This window comes from Pseudooceanicola sediminis (assembly GCF_003575965.1).
GTDB classification, from domain to species: Bacteria; Pseudomonadota; Alphaproteobacteria; order Rhodobacterales; family Rhodobacteraceae; genus Pseudooceanicola; species Pseudooceanicola sediminis.
In genome coordinates, this window is sequence record NZ_QWJJ01000020.1 from 16,717 (window position 1) to 32,689 (window position 15,973).

The window sequence follows — 15,973 nt, forward strand, 5'->3', positions numbered from 1 at the left end:
AAAACGTGTATCTGCCCTTGCTCGTTTAGATAGCTAAGTATATGTTGTCAAGCATTCGAGATTGGCCTTCACGGGCCCGGGCCGCAGGAGGAGTACGAGATGCTGACCCCCGAAGAGAACGAAGTCCTGACCCGCGTGACGGGTGACGCGCCGATGGCGAAACTGATGCGTCAGCACTGGACGCCGGTCTGCCTGATGGAAGAAGTGGCGGAGAACGACGGCAAGCCGCTGCGCGTCGAAGTGCTTGGCGAATCCTACGTCGCGTTCCGTGATACCAAGGGCCGTCTCGGCATGCTCGACGAGCTCTGCCCGCACCGCAAAGCCTCGCTGGTCTACGGTCGCAACGAGGATTGCGGCCTGCGCTGCCTGTACCACGGATGGAAGATGGATGTGGACGGCAACGTCGTCGCCATGTCGTCCGAGCCCGAGGGAAGCCCGCTGATGGACAAGGTCAAGGCCCGTTCCTACCCGGTGCGCGAATGGGGCGGTTTCGTCTGGGCGTGGCTCGGCGACAAGACCGACATGCCGGAGTTCCAGCCCCCCGCCTTCGCCCCAACCGAAGACACCCCGGTCGCCATCCTGAAGATCCGTGTCCCCGCCAACTGGGCGCAGATCCACGAAGGACAGATCGACAGCGCGCATTCCTCGTCGCTGCATTCATCAACGATGAAACCGGCCCGCGTGGAAAGTGCCGCAGCCGATGACAAATCGTGGTACCGCCCGTCGACCGACAAATCGCCGCGCATGCAGACCGAGACCACCAGCTACGGCTTCCACTACGCAGCGATCCGCAAGCCGATCAAGAACGCAGCAACGCATCATTACCTGCGCATCACCGAGTTCGTGGCGCCATACTACTCGCTGATCCCGCCCAACAACGCCTACAAGGTCGCCAGCGTCATCGTGCCGATCAACGACGACGAGACTGCGTTCCACTTCCTCGCCTTCGGCGGCCCGAAAGTGCCCTCGACCGAGGAATGGCGCGCCTTCAACCACGCTGTTCCGGGCAAGGACCTGGATGAGAAGTGGCGCACGCTTCGGACGCTGGACAACGACTTCAAGCAGGACCGCGAGCTGATGAAGGAAGGCCACTTCACCGGCGTTCCGGGCATCCCGAACGAGGACATCATCATGTGGGTGTCGATGGGCAGCCGCGTGCAGCGCCATACCGACGTGCTGGGCGCCTCGGACCTCGCCATCGTCGAGTTCCGCCGACTGATGACCGACGCCGCGCAGAAGGTGGCCGAGGGCGGCCCGGCGATCGGCACCGCGAGCTTCGCGCTGCAGTCGCGCATCGCCTCGCACGAGGGGGTCTATCCCAAGGATGTCGACTGGCGCACGCTGGTCGCCCATGACCCGGCCGAAGCGGCCGAGTGACGCGCTGGCGCTTTCCTCCCAAGGCGCACGCAGGGAAGGCCCGCACGAGCAATCGTGCGGGCCTTTTTTCATGGTCTTGTTCAGAGTTGCGCGCGCCTCTTCAGACGGTTTCGAGGCGCGCCGCCAGCTCCGCCGACGTCCGGCGCAGCAGCTCGGAGAGTTCATCCGCGCGGCGTGATATGCGCTCCGTCGGCCCATGAATCCCGATGCCCAGCGGGCGTGCGTGCCCCGGCGGCACCGGGATCAGCGTCGACATCATAGACGCATCCCAATGCACCGTGCGGTGCGTCGGAATGTCCAGCAGGTCGCGCGCGTGCAGGATCGACACGTCGGTATCACGATTGGCGTCGAGCACCGCCTCGAAGGCCGCCTGGGGGTAGTCGCGCGGCGAGATCAGCCCCTCGGCCACGGTGCGACGGTAGATCTGCAGCGCCACCGGCCGCGGCGCGCGCGCCAGCATCAGCCAGCCGGTGCCGTTCTGCACCATCAGCCGCCGGTCGCCCGCGCGGATATGGGTGTTGCGCCCCTCCTGCCGGTGCAGCGAGGTGACGTAATCGACATGCAGGTCGGCGGGCGCGGCCAGCACCACCGGCTCGCCCGCAGCCTCGCGCAGACGGCACAGGGCATCGAACAGCACGGTCTGCTCATAATCGTCGACCTGCATCCAGCCCGTCAACGTCTGCAGCCGGGGCGCGGGGAGATAGGCATGGGTCGCGGGATCGAGCGTCATGTAACCCATGTCCAGCATGGTACGCAAAAGCGCGGTCAGGCTGGAAACCGGATAGCCGAGCGCGGCGCCCAGTTCGTGCAGCCGGGCAGGCTGTCGGTGACTGGCGAAGAACTCGAGGATCTCAAACACCCGCGCAGCGGATTTCACCTTGTCTGCGGTCATCTCCCCTGCCCTTCCGATTCACACGGCTCGGCGACCCGTACCGGCCCGCTCCGCCCTGTCACAATCTAGGCGAATCGGGGCGCTGCGGAAAGGGTTCGCGACGCGGCCCCGGCGGATGTCCCGCAGCCGGCGCGCGGGCCTTCGGGCAGAATTCACATCCTCGAAATATCCGCCATGCGGGGCGGTTCGCGTTGACCGGGGGCCCGATTTCGCAAGGCTGTCGGCAAGGGAGACGGCAGGATGCGCGCGCGATTGCGCAGTGGCACGGCCCTCCCCGTTCATCCCTTTCGGCAGGCGGCGGGCACGCCCCGACCGCGCCCTGACACCAGACGAGGTTCCATGCCCGACACCGCCCCCTCCATCCCCCTCCCGCCGTCGTCCGGCACGATCTGCGTCGTCGGCGCGGGCTTCATGGGCTGCGTGATCGCCACGCTCTATGCCCACCACGGCCATGATGTCGCGCTGTGCGACATGAATACCGAGTTGCTGGCCAGCTTTGCCGAGCGCGCGCGCCCGATCGCCGCGACCTTCGCAGACGACTCGGCCGCCGTCGACGCGATGCTGGCACGCGTGCGCACCGAGCCCTCGCTGGCCGAGGCCGTGAAGGGCGCCTTCATGGTGCATGAGGCGGTGCAGGAGAAGCTCGAGACCAAGCAGGCGCTGTTCGCCGAGTTGGACGCGCTCTGCCCGTCGGAGGTGGTTCTGGCCACCAACACCTCGTCGCTGTTGCTGTCGGACATCGGCGCCAGGGTGAACGGCAAGGAGCGGATACTGGGCCTGCACTATATCACGCCCGGGCACATCATCCGCTCGATCGAGGTGATCCACGCCGATTTCACCCCGGCGTCGCTGGTGGAATGGGGCCGGGCCTTCGTCGAATCCATCGATCACGTGGGCGTCGCCTGCGGTGAGCGGCCGGGCTTCCTGATCAACAAGATCCAGTTCGCCATGCTGACCGAGATCTATCGCCTGATGGACGAGGGCATCGCCAGCCGCGACGATATCGACGCGGCCGTGCGGCTGAGCATCGGGCCGCGCCTCGCGCTGTGGGGGCCGCTGCTGACCGAAGATCTGATCGTGTCGAAGGCGACGGCGCTGGCGGTCACGGACTCGCTGTACCACCAGACCGGGGACGAGAACTACAAGGGCCGCAAGGCGCTGCGCGACCTGGCCGAGGCCGGGCACATGGGCGCGATCACCGGACGCGGCTGGTACGAGTACGACGCGCCCTATGCCGAGATCGTCGAGGAGCGCGACCGCCAGCTGACAGACCTCCTGGACTGGCTGCGGGAGCGCGACCCGGTGGGCCGGCTGGCGCCCCGCTGAGACACGAAAAAGGGGGCGGATGATCCGCCCCCTTTCCTTTTCCCACAGTCCGGATAAAGGCTTACTGGCCGCCCAGGTTGATGTGGATGTTCTTCTCCTGCGTGAACGAGATCAGCTCGCCGATCCCCTCCTCGCGCCCCAAGCCCGACTGCTTGTAGCCGCCGAAGGGCGCACCCAGGAAGTGCCGCCCGACCTCGTTGATCCAGACGAAGCCGGCCTCCGCGCGGGCCGCCGCGCGATGCGCCGTGGCCAGGTCCTTCGACCAGATCGAGCAGGTCAGGCCCACGTCGAGGCCGTTCACCTCGTCCATCATCGCCCCCTCTTCCGACCAGCGGCGCAGCACCAGAACCGGGCCGAAGATCTCTTCCCGGGCGACGCGCATGTCGGGCGTGACATCGGCAAAGATCGTCGGTTCGACGAAGCAGCCGTCCGCCATCGCGCCCTCGGTCACCGCGTTGCCGCCGGTGACGACGCGCGCGCCCTCTGCCTTGCCCGAGGCGATGTAGCCCATCACCCGGTCGAAATGCTCGCGCCCGACCAGCGCGCCCATCGTCGTCGCGGGATCGGTCGGCATGCCCGGCTTGAAGCGCGACACATCCGCCTCCAGCCGCTCGACGACCGCGTCGTGCAGGTCGTCATGCAGGAAGGCGCGGCTGGTCGAGCCGCAGCTCTGCCCGCACCAGCTGAAGTTCATGCCCGCGACGATGGCGTTGGCCACCTTGTCGGGGTCGCTGTCCGGATAGGCGATCAGGGCGTTCTTGCCGCCCAGTTCCAGCAGCACCGGCTTCAGCGTGTCGCTGGCCGCGCGCATCACCGCGCGCCCGGCCCCCACCGAACCGATCAGCGTGACCTTGTCGATACCCTTGTGCGAGGCCAGCGCCGCGCCCGCCTCCGTCCCGCCGGGGAGCACGGTGAAGACACCCTTGGGCAGCAGGCCGTCGATCAGCTCGGCCAGCCTCAGCGCCGAGAGCGGCGCCTGCACCGGAGGCTTGATGATGACCGCGTTGCCCGCAGCCAGCGGTGCGCCCATCTTGCCGCCGCAGAACATCAGCGGGTGGTTGAACGCCAGGATCCGCGCCACCACGCCCAACGGCTCGCGCAGGGTCATGTTGATGCGCTCGGGGCCCATCGGGATGGTGTCGCCCTTCATCTCGGTGACGAGGCCGGCAAAGAATTCCATCTGCGCCGCGGCGACGCCCGCGTCGCCGCGCATTTCGGTATAGGGGTTGCCGCAATTGGCGGAATCCAGCAGCGCCAGCTCGTCGCCGTGCTTGCGGATGATGGCGGCGATCTCCTTGAGCACGCGCGCGCGCTCCAGGGGCGCCACGTCGCGCCATTCGCGGAACCCCGCGCGGGCGCTTGCCACGGCCGCGTCGACATCCGCCTCGCCCGCCGTGGCCACCTGGGCCAGCACCTTGCCGGTTGCCGGGTCGAAGGTCGGATCGGTGCGCCCGGATTGCGGCGCGTGCCAAGCATTGCCGTAGTAGAGGCCCAGGTTGTCGGGCAGGATCGGTTCGAGCATGGAGCCCTCCTTGTCTTGCAGGGGGCGGGCGACCGGGGCCGCCGCGCCGAGGGTTGTCACAGCATCGACGGCAGCAGCGTCGTCAGCCCGGGAACCAGCGCCAGCACGATCATGCCCAGCAGGTACAGCAGCACGAAGGGCCAGGCCGAGGAGAAGACCTTGCCGAGGCTGGCATCCTCCCACGCGCTTTTCAGCGCGAACAGCGTGTAGCCGAAGGGCGGGGTCATGCCCCCCACGGTGATGTTCACCAAGAACAGCAGCCAGAACCAGATCGGATCGAATTGCAGCTCCTCGATGATCGGCAGGTAGATCGGGATGACGATCAGCATCAGCGCGATCTGGTCGATGAACATGCACAGCACGAAGGGCAGCAGCATCAGCAGGATCAGCATCACCCAGCGTGACTGTTCCAGCCCCACGACCCATTCGGTCATCGCCGAGGCGCCGCCGGTAAAGGCCAGCAGCTGGCTGAACAGCTTCGAGCTGGCCATGATGAACAGGATCATCGCCGCCACCTTGGCCGAGGAGACCAGCGACTCGCCGATCATCTTCAGGGACAGGTTGCGATAGATCGCGGCGGTGATGAGCGAGCCGATGACCCCCATCGCGCCCGCCTCGGTCGGCGTGGCGATCCCGGCCAGGATCAGACCCATCACCATCAGGATGATGATCGAGAACGGCACCACCCGCAGCAGCGCCCAGCCCTTGTCGGCCAGCGTGGCACGGGTGCCGTCGTCGGGCTCGTCGGGCGCCAGCGAGGGGTTGAGCCAGACCCGGATGAAGCAATAGCCCAGGAAGATGCCCGCGAACATCAGCCCCGGGATGATCCCCGCGATCAGCAGCCCGGCGATCGACACGCCGGCCAGCGTGCCAATGATGATGACCAGGACGCTAGGCGGGATCAGCGGCGCCAGGCTGGCGCCGGCCAGGATCGTGCCGGCCGACAGCCGCGCGTCGTACCCGCGCGCGATCATACCCGGCAGCAGCGAGCGGCCCAGCATGGCCGCCACGCCCATCGCAGCACCCGACAGGGTGCTGAACACCGTGGCCAGCAGGATCGACAGCACGTACTGGCGCCCCTTCACCCGACCGACCAGCGTGTCGATGGACCGGAACAGCACCTCGACCGAGTTCGAGCGGAACAGGATCTCGCCCATCAGGATGAACAGCGGGATGGTGACCAGCGATTGCGTGGTCGTCGTCTCGTAGAGCGAGTTGACGAACATGCCGTAGCCCATCGGTCCCATGATGACCGCGACGGCCAGCAGGTTGACCAGCAGGAAGGCCGCGAAGACGGGCAGGCCTACGGCCATGAAGCCCAGAAGCAGCCCCACGCCGGTCGCGACGGCGGCGATACCTTCAACCATGGGTCACCTCGGGTTGGGAGTCGGTCTCGGAAAGCGCCTGGCCGAAGGCGAGGCGCAGAAAATACAGGCCGGAATTGGCCACGCCATAGGTGATGAAGGCCACCAGGATCCATTTCGGAATGCGCACGGTGGTCAGGGTCGCCGTCCCGCGCGAGGCCAGGTGCTGCACCTCGCCGATGCAAAGCCAGGCAGCCCAGAGACAGGTCGCCGCCGCCACCAGGAAGCCCGCGCGCAGGATCACCTGGCGCAGCCGGCCGACCAGGTCGGGCAGGATAGTCACGGCCACGTGCCCGCCTTCGCGGGTCAGCCAGGGCGCGGTGCTGAACACCGTGATCAGCAGCAGGAAGGAAACGAAATCGCTCGCCCAGAGGGTCGGCGCGCCGAAGGCATAGCGCGAGACGACCTCGAAGGCGTAGATGAGCACGATGGCTGCCAGCGCACCGACGCCGATGAAGAACATCAGCCGGGTCAGCACGTCCTGAAGCGTCAGGATCGGTCGCATGGAGGGAAGCTCCTGGAACGGAAAGGCCGAAGAGAATGGGCCGAGAAGGACGACCGGGGGACGGAAAGACGCGCGGCACCAAGCGGCCGCGCGTCGGAAGGGGCCGGGCCCCGATCAGCCGTCGAGATCGGCTTCGGTTGCCAGACGGCGAATTTCCTCGATCGCCTCGCCCGATTGCGTGGCCGCGAGGTCCATCACGCCCGAGAACCAGGCCGAGCTGAGCGTGCCCGCCAGTTCCTCGGACAGCTCGGTCACGCTCATGCCCTCTGCTTCCAGGGCGGCGCTCTCTTCGGCGACTAGCGTGTCGAACAGGCCATTGGCCTCGATCTCGAACTCGCGCGCGGCGGTCTCGATCTCGGCCCGGGTTTCCTCGGACAGGTCGTTCCAGGTGTCAAGGTTCATCAACACCAGATGGCCGACCTGGCCGAAGGTCGGGCGCATCATGTAGTCGGCGACCTCGAACCAGCGGTAGGACAGAGCGCCGATGGTCGGCCAGGCCGCACCGTCGATCACACCGCGTTCCAGCGCCGGGTAGATCTCGCCGCCCGGCAGCACCACGGGCGAGCCACCCAGCACGTTGATCGCCGGGTGGTAGATCGGCGTGCCGCGCACGCGACGTCCTTCGAGGCCGTTCTCGCCGACCGGCTCGTTCAGCATGATGTGGTAGCCATTCAGGTCGTAAAGCACAGCGATCAGCTTCAACCCCTGCTCCTGGTAATCGGCATCCACCGCGTCCCAAATTCCGGCTTCGCGCAAGGCCTCGGTATCGCCCGACAGGCCGTCCAGCGCCATTCCCACCGAAGTCTGGTTGAAGTGATAGGCACCATTGGTGAACAGCAGGTCGAACAGGCCGCGCGACACCGGGTCGAACTGCTCGAACGGGGGCACGGTCTCGGGGCCCATGACGTTGACGCCGAAGCCCTCGGTTACGGCTTCGTCGAGCGTCTCGATGAACGACGTCAGCACGTCGACCGCAACATAGCTGGAATCCCAGCCCGACAGCAGGCGGAAGTCGCGTGCCTCGGCGGCACCAGTCAGGCCCAGCGTCGCGGCCGACAGCGCCGAAGCGCCCGCAAGGGCACGCAGTTTGTTGGTGAATGTGGTGGATGAAGTCATGTCGCTCGCTCCTCCCGTAGCGTTCCGACTGCGCCGCCCCTGGGCGGACAGTCTGGTCTGGATTGGCTGCTCAACCTAAAGGGTAAGCTATCTAAGCTTATTTGGCGGAGAGCACCTTGTCTTGATTGCCGGCGGGATCATTGCGACATTTCACATATATGAAATCGTACCGCCCTGCCCGTTCCGGCTTCAGCGCGCAGCCAGCCAGCGCCCCAACTTCCTGTTCAGGAATGGCAGGATCAGCCCGACATTCAATCCGGTCAGCAGCAGCGCCACGATGAACAGCGAGACCGCCATTGGCATGCCCTGGGTGAAGGGCCGCGTGGCCAGCACCAGGACGATAAGCGCGGGATAGACGGCCAGCATGCTGACCGCCCAGCGCTTCCAGAACTTCGGTTGTTGCGGCGGCACGGCGGAGGGGCTCTGCGTCGTGAGTCGCTCTGCGGTCTGGGTCGGATGGGTCACGTCGGTCTCTCTTGCAAAAGGACGCGCGGCCCGGAGGGGTCCGGGCCGCGCGATCTGTTAGGCTGCGCCAGGGTGGCATCAGCCGGCGGCGTTCTGTTGCACGCTGGCCCGGCGCCCCGCCACCAGGTGCCGTGCCAACATGGCTGCCCCGAGCGCGATGCCCGCGACCGCGAGCAGCTGGAAGGGCGCGACCGCCGCAACCGCACTGCCTAGCAGAAGTACCCGCTCCGCCGGCGATACCGGCTTGCTGGCGAAGGCCTCGACCGCGGTGGCCACGGACAGCGTGGCAATCACGCCCCCAACCACGGCCAAAGTATTCGACAGCGGGTCGGCCAGCAGCATCAGTGCCGGGTTCCAGACGAAGGCGAAGGGCAGCATGAAGCCGATCGAGGCCAGTTTCACCGAGGTGAAGGCGATCTTGAACGGGTCTTCATGCGCAATCGCCGCCGCCGACAGGGCCGCCACCGCAATCGGCGGGGTCAGCGCCGAGAGAACGGCAAAGTACAGCAGGAACATGTGGCTCTGCAGCACCGGATAGCCCAGTTGCGCCAGCGCCGGACCGACCAGCACGGCAGCCAGGATGTAGGCGCTCGGGGTCGGCATGCCGAGACCCAGGATGATCGTCACGACAGCGGCGATAACCAGCGTCAGGATCGGCTGCGAGTTGCTAATCACCAGGATCAGGTTCGCGGCCTTCATACCCAGCCCCGTCATCGACAGGCCCCCGATCACCAGACCCGCGGCGGCACAGGCGCCAGCCACCGGCAGGATGCGCAGCGTGGTCTCGCCCAAGCCCTCGATCACCTGCCACGGCGACAGGCGCGTCGCCTTCAGCAGCGTCGAGGCGATGATGACACCCATCACGCCGATCCCGGCGGTGAAGGTCGGAGAATAGCCCGAGAGCAGCGCCACCACGATGCCGATGATCGGCAGCAGGAAGACCCAGCCCGTGCGGAACGTCTGCGCTACGGTCGGCATCTCGTCCTCGGACGGGCGCAGGTCTTCGCGCACGGCGCGCAGGTGGACCTGACTAAAGACGCCGAGGTAGTAGAGCAGTGCGGGCACCACGGCGGCGACGACCACCGCCTTGTAATCCACGCCGGTATATTCGGCGAGAATGAAAGCGGCCGACCCCATCACCGGAGGCATCGCGCTGCCCCCCGTCGAGGCCGCGACCTCGACCGCGCCGGCGAAGCGCGCGCTGTAGCCCAGTCGCTTCATCACCGGGATGGTGATCGAGCCCGTCGCCACCACGTCCGAGGTCGGGCTGCCCGACATCGTGCCGTAGAGCCCTGAGGAAATCACCGCGATCTTCGCCGGACCGCCGCGGGTGCGCCCGGTCAGAAGCGCCGCGAGGTTGAAGAAGAACTCGCCCCCACCCGCTTTCGACAGAAAAGTGCCGAACATCACGAACAGGAAGACGTAGCTGGCGACCACCTGGATCGGCACCCCGAACACGCCATCCGTGGTGAAGACCAAGATATCGAGCAGGTAGGTGAAATCGTCGACGCCATGCCCGAAGGGCGGCGGCAGCAGGTAGCCGAACCAGTTGTACGCCAGGAAGGCCACGACCACGATGGTAAGTCCCATGCCCGTGGTCCGGCGCGTCGCTTCGAGGGTCAGGAGCAGTAGCGAGATGCCGAAGAAGAGCTGCGCGGGCGTGAACGGATCCAGCAGGCTGATGCGGTCCGCAATGGCGGTGGCGTTCACGAAGAAGAAGATGCCCGCTGCCAGGCTGAGCAGCGACAGGGCGATATCATAGAACGGGATGCGGTCGGGAGCGTTCGGCGTGGCACCGATCGCCGCGAACATGATCGCGTAGATCCCCGAAACGAAGAGGATGCCCAGAACTAGCGGATCCGAGATGGTGAAGAGGTTGGCGTAGATCACCCAGGCCGAGAAGATCGCGGCCACCACGACGATGGCCCGTTGCTGGCCGGCCGCAAGATCCCTCCTGCGGCCAGTGGAGACGAGTGTCCCGATCATTGCGACAGCCCTGCCTCACTGTAGGCACGGGCGGCGCCGGGGTGGAACTCGAGCACGCTGGGCGTGGCGAGCAACTCGGGCGTCAGGGATTGCATCGCGCTGTGAACCGCGCGCACCTCGTCGATGTTGGTGATTAGGGCGTTGGTCAAGGCATAGGCGTCGTCGTCGCTCATCGCGTCGGTCGCGGCCAGCAGCGCCCCCAGCGTCACGGTGTTCACGTCCGCCTGCTGGTTCGAATAGCTGCCAGCGGGAATGACCATCTGGCCGGTGCCGAAGCGCTCGTTGGTGGCGTCGATGACCTCCTGCGGGACCGACAGCAGCACAACGTCAGCATTCGTGTCCACCGCGCGAAACGACGAGTGGTTGATGAAGATGCCGTTGGTAATCATGTCGAGCCGTCCGTCCTGCAGCAGCTCGCCCTGCTCATTGGCGCCGGCGCGCACGAACTGGCCGCCAGCTTCGGCCAGGGATTCGTCGGTCACCCCCACCAGCTCGAACATCATCAGCGCGATGTTCGAGGTGATGTTCCCCGAGCGATTGATGCCGATGCGGATCGGCGCGCCGCTGCCGGCGATGTCGTCCAGGCTGTCGATGCCGTATTGCTCGGCCATCGAGCGGTCGAGGAAGAAGTGCATCGGCGCCCAGTTGTACATGTAGCCGATGGCCCGCATGTTCGTGATCGGCCCGCGGAAGGGCTCTTCGCCTCCCAGCGCGAGCTGCGCCTCGGCGTCGTGCACCAGGCCCAGATCCGTGCGCCCGGCGCCCAGCAGGCCGATGTTGGCGAACCCGCCGCCCGTAGCCTGATAGGTCACCACGGCCGAGGTGTCCGCCACCTGCGCGGCGCGGTCGATGCCGGCGCCCAGCAGCGACCAAAGGCCGCCCGGGTTCCCGCCTGAAAGAGTGAGGTTGAGCGATTGGCCGTGACCAGCCGTCGCCGAGACGGCGAGGCCGGCAGCCATCGCGATTGCAGTGAAACGCATAATCATGTCCTCCCGTTTGGCCCTGCGTCGCGCCCCTCTCCCGTCCGACATCCGGAACACGGGGGCCGGATCGGTGGTTTGCGAAACATAGCTTAGACATCTATCTTTAAAGCCCTCGCTAGGAGATTGTCAACGATTAGATACCAAAGCTTGCTATCCCCCCACTCAAGCTCGACGCGGAAGGCGTTACGGTCCCCCGCGGCGCTGGAAACCGGGTAATGCCGACACTCACGAAGGCAACATACATCATGACGAAGACCCTGTGCGGGCGGGCGCCCTCGCCCATCCTGCAGCAGCACTATTGCGCCTACCGGTGCTACGACGCCGAGGCGGGCCGCGCATTTCATGAGGATTTGCGGCTTTGATGGTGTGCCCCCCCGACGGCATCGATGTGCCAAGGTGGGTCTGCAAGGATCCACAAAGGAGAGCGGTCATGTCGGAGATTATCACGGTCGGGCTCGATCTGGCGAAGAATGTGTTTCAGGTCCACGGTGCCGACGCTACGGGCCGGGCGGTGCTGCGCAAGAAGCTGCGAAGAGATCAGGTCTGGCATTCTTTGGACAGCTGCCGGCCTGCGTCGTCGCGATGGAAGCCTGCGGTGGCGCCCATTTCTGGGGGCGCGAGATCGGGAAGATCGGGCATGACGTGCGGTTGGTCCCACCCGCCTACGTGAAGCCATTCGTGAAGCGCCAGAAGAATGATATGGCTGATGCCGAGGCGATCTGCGAGGCGGCGACGCGCCCGACGATGCGCTTCGTGCCGGTGAAGAGCGAGGAGACCCAAGGCGCGGCGATGGTCTTTCGCATCCGCGAGTTGCTTATCCGGCAGCGAACCCAGACCATCAATGCCCTGCGCGGGCATCTGGGCGAGTTCGGAATGATCGTTCCGCAGCGCGCGGCCAACATGTCGAAGCTGATTGCCATTGTGGAAGACCCGGAAAGCGGTCTGCCTGCCGATGCCATCCCCACGCTCAAGGTGTTGGTGGCGTCACTCGCCCATCTCGGAGCGGAAATCGGCAAGCTCGATGCCGAGATCGCCCGGTGTGCCAAGGAGAATGAGGTGGCGCGGCGCCTGATGACAGTCCCGGGGATAGGTCCTCTGATTGCCACGGCCATAGCGGTTCTGGCTCCGCCCCCCGAGACGTTCCGCAAAGCGCGCGACTTCGCGGCCTGGCTCGGGCTCACGCCCCGTCAGCATTCCACAGGAGGCAAGCAGCGTCTCGGGGCCAACACGAAGATGGGCGAACGGTCGTTGCGGCGATTGCTGATCATCGGGGCCAACAGCGTCATCATCAAGCGGCATGTTCATGCCGCTGCCCGGCCGGGCACATGGCTTGGCGAGATGCTGACGCGCAAGCCGCCGATGCTGGTGCGGGTCGCGCTGGCGAACAAAATGGCGCGGATCGTCTGGGCGCTGATGGCCCGAGGCGGCGCCTACCAGTCTCCGACCGCTGCGGCGTAAGCCGTCACTGGTCGCGAGGACGTCGGAGCGGAAGAGGGCAAGGAGACGTTTGGCGCACGGTCGTGAGACGGGATCGGGAGGACCAGAGCGCAACAGAGTGCCATCGAGCACGCGGCTTTGATCTGGACCCGACCTGCGAACACCATACGGGCCCGCGGCGTGATGATGGCCGCAACAGAGGCCGGATACATGTCAGCACCCGACACCGCGCGAAACTGATCCAGAAACCCTCTTGCGCAAGGGGCGGTTATACATGTTGCGCAAATGCTGTGAAGGTTTCACCTTGCGAATCCAGTCTGTTAGTCAGGCTGCATGAGCAGACCCATACCCCCGACCTACAAGACCAGGAACTGGCCAGCCTACAATGAAGCAGTCAAGCGCCGGGGCTCGCTGACGATCTGGTTTGACCCCGAGATGAGCTGGGATGCCGCGCCGACAGGCAGGCGTGGCCGCCAGCAGACCTACAGCGATGCCGCTATCCAGACGTGCCTCTCGATGAAAGTGCTGTTCGGCATGGCGCTCCGGCAGACGACCGGGTTCGTCGAGAGCCTGCTACGGCTGGTCGGCCTGAACTGGACGGTGCCCGACTTCAGCACGCTATCTCGCCGCCAGAAGACCTTGGCCGTGAACATCCCCTACCGCGGCTCCAAGGGGCCGTTGCACCTGCTGATCGACAGCACCGGGATCAAGGTCGAAGGTGAAGGCGAGTGGCACGCACGCAAGCATGGCGGCCCGAAACGGCGCGTCTGGCGCAAGCTCCACCTTGGGATCGATGAAGAAACGTTGGAGATCCGGGCCGTCGAAGTCACCGGGAGCCACATCGGTGATGCGCCCATCCTACCCACCTTCTCGACCAAATCCCGCAGGACCAGGAAATCGGTAGCGTTACGGCTGATGGCGCCTACGACACGCGCAAATGCCACGATGCGATTGCAGATCGCGGTGCCCATGCCGTCATCCCGCCCCGCAAGAACGCGAAGCCCTGGAAGACGATCACCGCCGGAGCCGTGGCGCGAAATGAGGCCCTGCGCGCGGCGAAATACCTGGGCCGCGCGCTCTGGCGACGATGGAGTGGATACCACCGCCGAAGCCGCGTCGAGACAAAGATGCATTGTATCAAGTTGCTGGGCCAGCGGCTCATGGCACGGGACTTCGACCGACAGGTCGCCGAACTCCAGGTCCGCATCGCCGTCCTGAACGGCTACACCGCGCTCGGAATACCCGTCACGGAAGCTGTGGGATAAGTCCGTCCGGGGAAAGGGGAACCTCGGCCTTAAGCCGATTTGTGCATCAGAGCCCTTGACACTAATAATTAGCTATCTATGTTTTTTCCCGGCGATGGTTCCCCGGAAGAGGAGCCGGATTTCATCGCTGCATCAAACTGGAGGAAATTCATGTCACGGACAGCCAATTTGGCCGGCCCGCGTTCGCGGACCGGAATGGTGGTGCTTTGCCTCGCTCTGACCGCGGGCTTCGCCCCGCTCGCGTCGGCGCAGGAGCAGCCCGCCTTCAACGAACATGCGGGAACCCTGCCGGACGGGACGGCATGGCTGATCCGCGTGCCCGAGAACTGGAATGGTCGACTACTCAGGGATCTGGATTTCGCCAGCAACGTTTCGGTCGCGTCAGCGGTCCAGCGGTATGACGACCTGCTCGGTCGTGGCTATGCCTTCGCCGGGCTCGCCCGGCACCCGCTGCGCCTGTGGCAATACGATCCGCAGCGTGAAATCCTGAATCTACAAGCTGTTCAGGACATTTTCACGGACCTGGAGCGCGCTCCTGACATGGTGCTGCAATACGGCTGTTCTGGCGGAGGGCTCGACAGCCTCGCTTCGGCCGAGGATTACCCGGACAGGATCGACGGTGCCGCCGTGCTTGCCGCCCATACGCCGGTCTGGATCATGAGCAGTTTCCTGGATGGCTGGTTCGCCATGCAGACCCTGCTGGGCGAAAGCTATGAGGCCGCTGGGCACGGTCCGGCCAGCGATCTCGCCATCGTCGGCCTGCCCAATGCCGGAGCGGGTGGCGAGCGCAGCCTTGACGCGATCCGTGCGTCCTGGATGGCCGCCATCGAAACGGCGGGCGAAAGCCCGGAGGGCCGCGCGCGGCTGGCGCTTGCCTTCGCCATCGGACAGTGGTCGCCGTGGATGGTCGAGGGGACCGAACTACCCGACACCGCGGATGCCGGCGCCATGGCCGACATGATCGTGGCCTCGGCGCTGCGCATCGGCGGTAATGTTGGCGGGTCCTCGCGGCTTCTGTTCGAAAACGCCGCATCGGGGCAGCAACTTTCCGGGAACGAGGGGGTCGACTATGCCGCCTTCTACCAGAATGCCGCACCCGCGATGGCGCGGACGGTTGAGGCGCTCTACGAACAGGCCGGTTTGGACCTTCAGGCCGACATTGCCAGGATCGACGCCGCCCCCCGCATCGCGGCCTCGGATTATGCGCGCGATTTCTGGGCCGCAGACGGGCGCACGACGACCGGCGATCTGCAGGTTCCGGCGATCCGCATCCACATGCTGGGCGACTGGGCCATTCCCTACACGCTGATGGAAGGCTACGGCGCGCTGGTGCAGGAGCAGGGTACCGGCGATCTGTATCGGCAGTCGCTGGTCCAGGGCACGGGCCATTGCGAGTTCACGGCTGCCGAAAGCACGGCCATCGTCGAGACCCTGGTCGAACGGATCGAAACGGGCGCCTGGCCCGAGACATCGCCCGAGGCGCTGAACGCCGCAGCCGAGGCGCTGGAAACCGGGAGCGCCCCCCGGTTCATCGAACACGGTGATTGGCGCGTGGCAGCCTATAACCGGCCCTGGGTTCCGGCAGAATGAGCCGATGGGGAACTGGCGCTGCGCCGGTTCCCCCACAGGTCCGGTGGCGCAAGTCATTGGTGGACCGTCGCCAACGCGCAGTGGGCATCTCTGGCGAGGGCAAGTGTTCCCATGTCTGGACGACCCCTGCTGCGCAAGCTGGGAA

General features: G+C 65.8%; 12 protein-coding genes and 2 pseudogenes. 6 read left to right on the forward strand and 8 right to left on the reverse strand.

What is annotated here, in order from left to right; translation table 11 throughout:
• Positions 1-99: 99 nt before the first annotated feature.
• Positions 100-1,377, forward strand: coding sequence for a Rieske 2Fe-2S domain-containing protein (locus tag DL237_RS18550; RefSeq protein WP_018065875.1), 1,278 nt, complete (start codon positions 100-102; stop codon positions 1,375-1,377).
• Between the two features lie 100 nt (positions 1,378-1,477).
• Here the strand turns inward: DL237_RS18550 and DL237_RS18555 are convergent, their stop codons facing one another.
• The gene (locus DL237_RS18555) at positions 1,478-2,269 is read right to left on the reverse strand and encodes a helix-turn-helix domain-containing protein (RefSeq protein ID WP_089849683.1); all 792 of its coding nucleotides are present in this window, start codon (positions 2,267-2,269) and stop codon (positions 1,478-1,480) included.
• A 339-nt stretch (positions 2,270-2,608) separates the two neighbouring features.
• On the opposite strand from DL237_RS18555, the gene DL237_RS18560 reads away from it, so the two are divergent.
• Complete coding sequence (locus DL237_RS18560; protein ID WP_089849681.1) at positions 2,609-3,595, forward strand: 3-hydroxyacyl-CoA dehydrogenase family protein; 987 nt, start codon at positions 2,609-2,611, stop codon at positions 3,593-3,595.
• A 61-nt stretch (positions 3,596-3,656) separates the two neighbouring features.
• On the opposite strand, the gene DL237_RS18565 is transcribed toward DL237_RS18560, so the two are convergent.
• From DL237_RS18565 to DL237_RS18595, 7 genes are all read right to left on the reverse strand, one after another.
• Complete coding sequence (locus tag DL237_RS18565; RefSeq protein ID WP_089849679.1) at positions 3,657-5,117, reverse strand: aldehyde dehydrogenase family protein; 1,461 nt, start codon at positions 5,115-5,117, stop codon at positions 3,657-3,659.
• Positions 5,118-5,173: 56 nt separating this feature from the next.
• Entirely contained in the window at positions 5,174-6,484 is a 1,311-nt protein-coding gene (locus DL237_RS18570) for a TRAP transporter large permease (protein WP_089849677.1), read from the reverse strand.
• Positions 6,477-6,986, reverse strand: coding sequence for a TRAP transporter small permease (locus DL237_RS18575; protein WP_018065880.1), 510 nt, complete (start codon positions 6,984-6,986; stop codon positions 6,477-6,479). The genes DL237_RS18570 and DL237_RS18575 overlap by 8 nt, the downstream gene beginning before the upstream one ends.
• Positions 6,987-7,100: 114 nt before the next feature.
• Complete coding sequence (gene dctP / locus DL237_RS18580) at positions 7,101-8,102, reverse strand: TRAP transporter substrate-binding protein DctP (protein WP_018065881.1); 1,002 nt, start codon at positions 8,100-8,102, stop codon at positions 7,101-7,103.
• 189 nt (positions 8,103-8,291) lie between these two features.
• On the reverse strand, positions 8,292-8,567 hold the full coding sequence (locus tag DL237_RS18585; RefSeq protein WP_089849675.1) for a hypothetical protein: 276 nt from the start codon (positions 8,565-8,567) through the stop codon (positions 8,292-8,294).
• Between the two features lie 78 nt (positions 8,568-8,645).
• On the reverse strand, positions 8,646-10,553 hold the full coding sequence (locus tag DL237_RS18590; RefSeq protein WP_089849673.1) for a TRAP transporter permease: 1,908 nt from the start codon (positions 10,551-10,553) through the stop codon (positions 8,646-8,648).
• Entirely contained in the window at positions 10,550-11,533 is a 984-nt protein-coding gene (locus tag DL237_RS18595; protein WP_018065884.1) for a TAXI family TRAP transporter solute-binding subunit, read from the reverse strand. Before DL237_RS18595 ends, DL237_RS18590 begins: the two co-directional genes overlap by 4 nt.
• 218 nt (positions 11,534-11,751) lie before the next feature.
• Between DL237_RS18595 and DL237_RS20655 the strand changes: the two genes are divergently transcribed.
• The 4 genes and pseudogenes from DL237_RS20655 to DL237_RS18610 all read left to right on the forward strand — a co-directional run bounded on the left by DL237_RS20655 (position 11,752) and on the right by DL237_RS18610 (position 15,828).
• On the forward strand, positions 11,752-11,898 hold the full coding sequence (locus DL237_RS20655) for a hypothetical protein (protein WP_018065885.1): 147 nt from the start codon (positions 11,752-11,754) through the stop codon (positions 11,896-11,898).
• 68 nt (positions 11,899-11,966) lie between these two features.
• A pseudogene (locus DL237_RS18600) lies at positions 11,967-12,994 on the forward strand (IS110 family RNA-guided transposase).
• 312 nt (positions 12,995-13,306) lie between these two features.
• Positions 13,307-14,238, forward strand: a pseudogene (locus DL237_RS18605) (IS5 family transposase).
• Between the two features lie 150 nt (positions 14,239-14,388).
• Positions 14,389-15,828: a hypothetical protein gene (locus DL237_RS18610; protein ID WP_024099412.1), complete on the forward strand. Its 1,440-nt coding sequence runs from the start codon at positions 14,389-14,391 to the stop codon at positions 15,826-15,828.
• Positions 15,829-15,973: the final 145 nt, after the last annotated feature.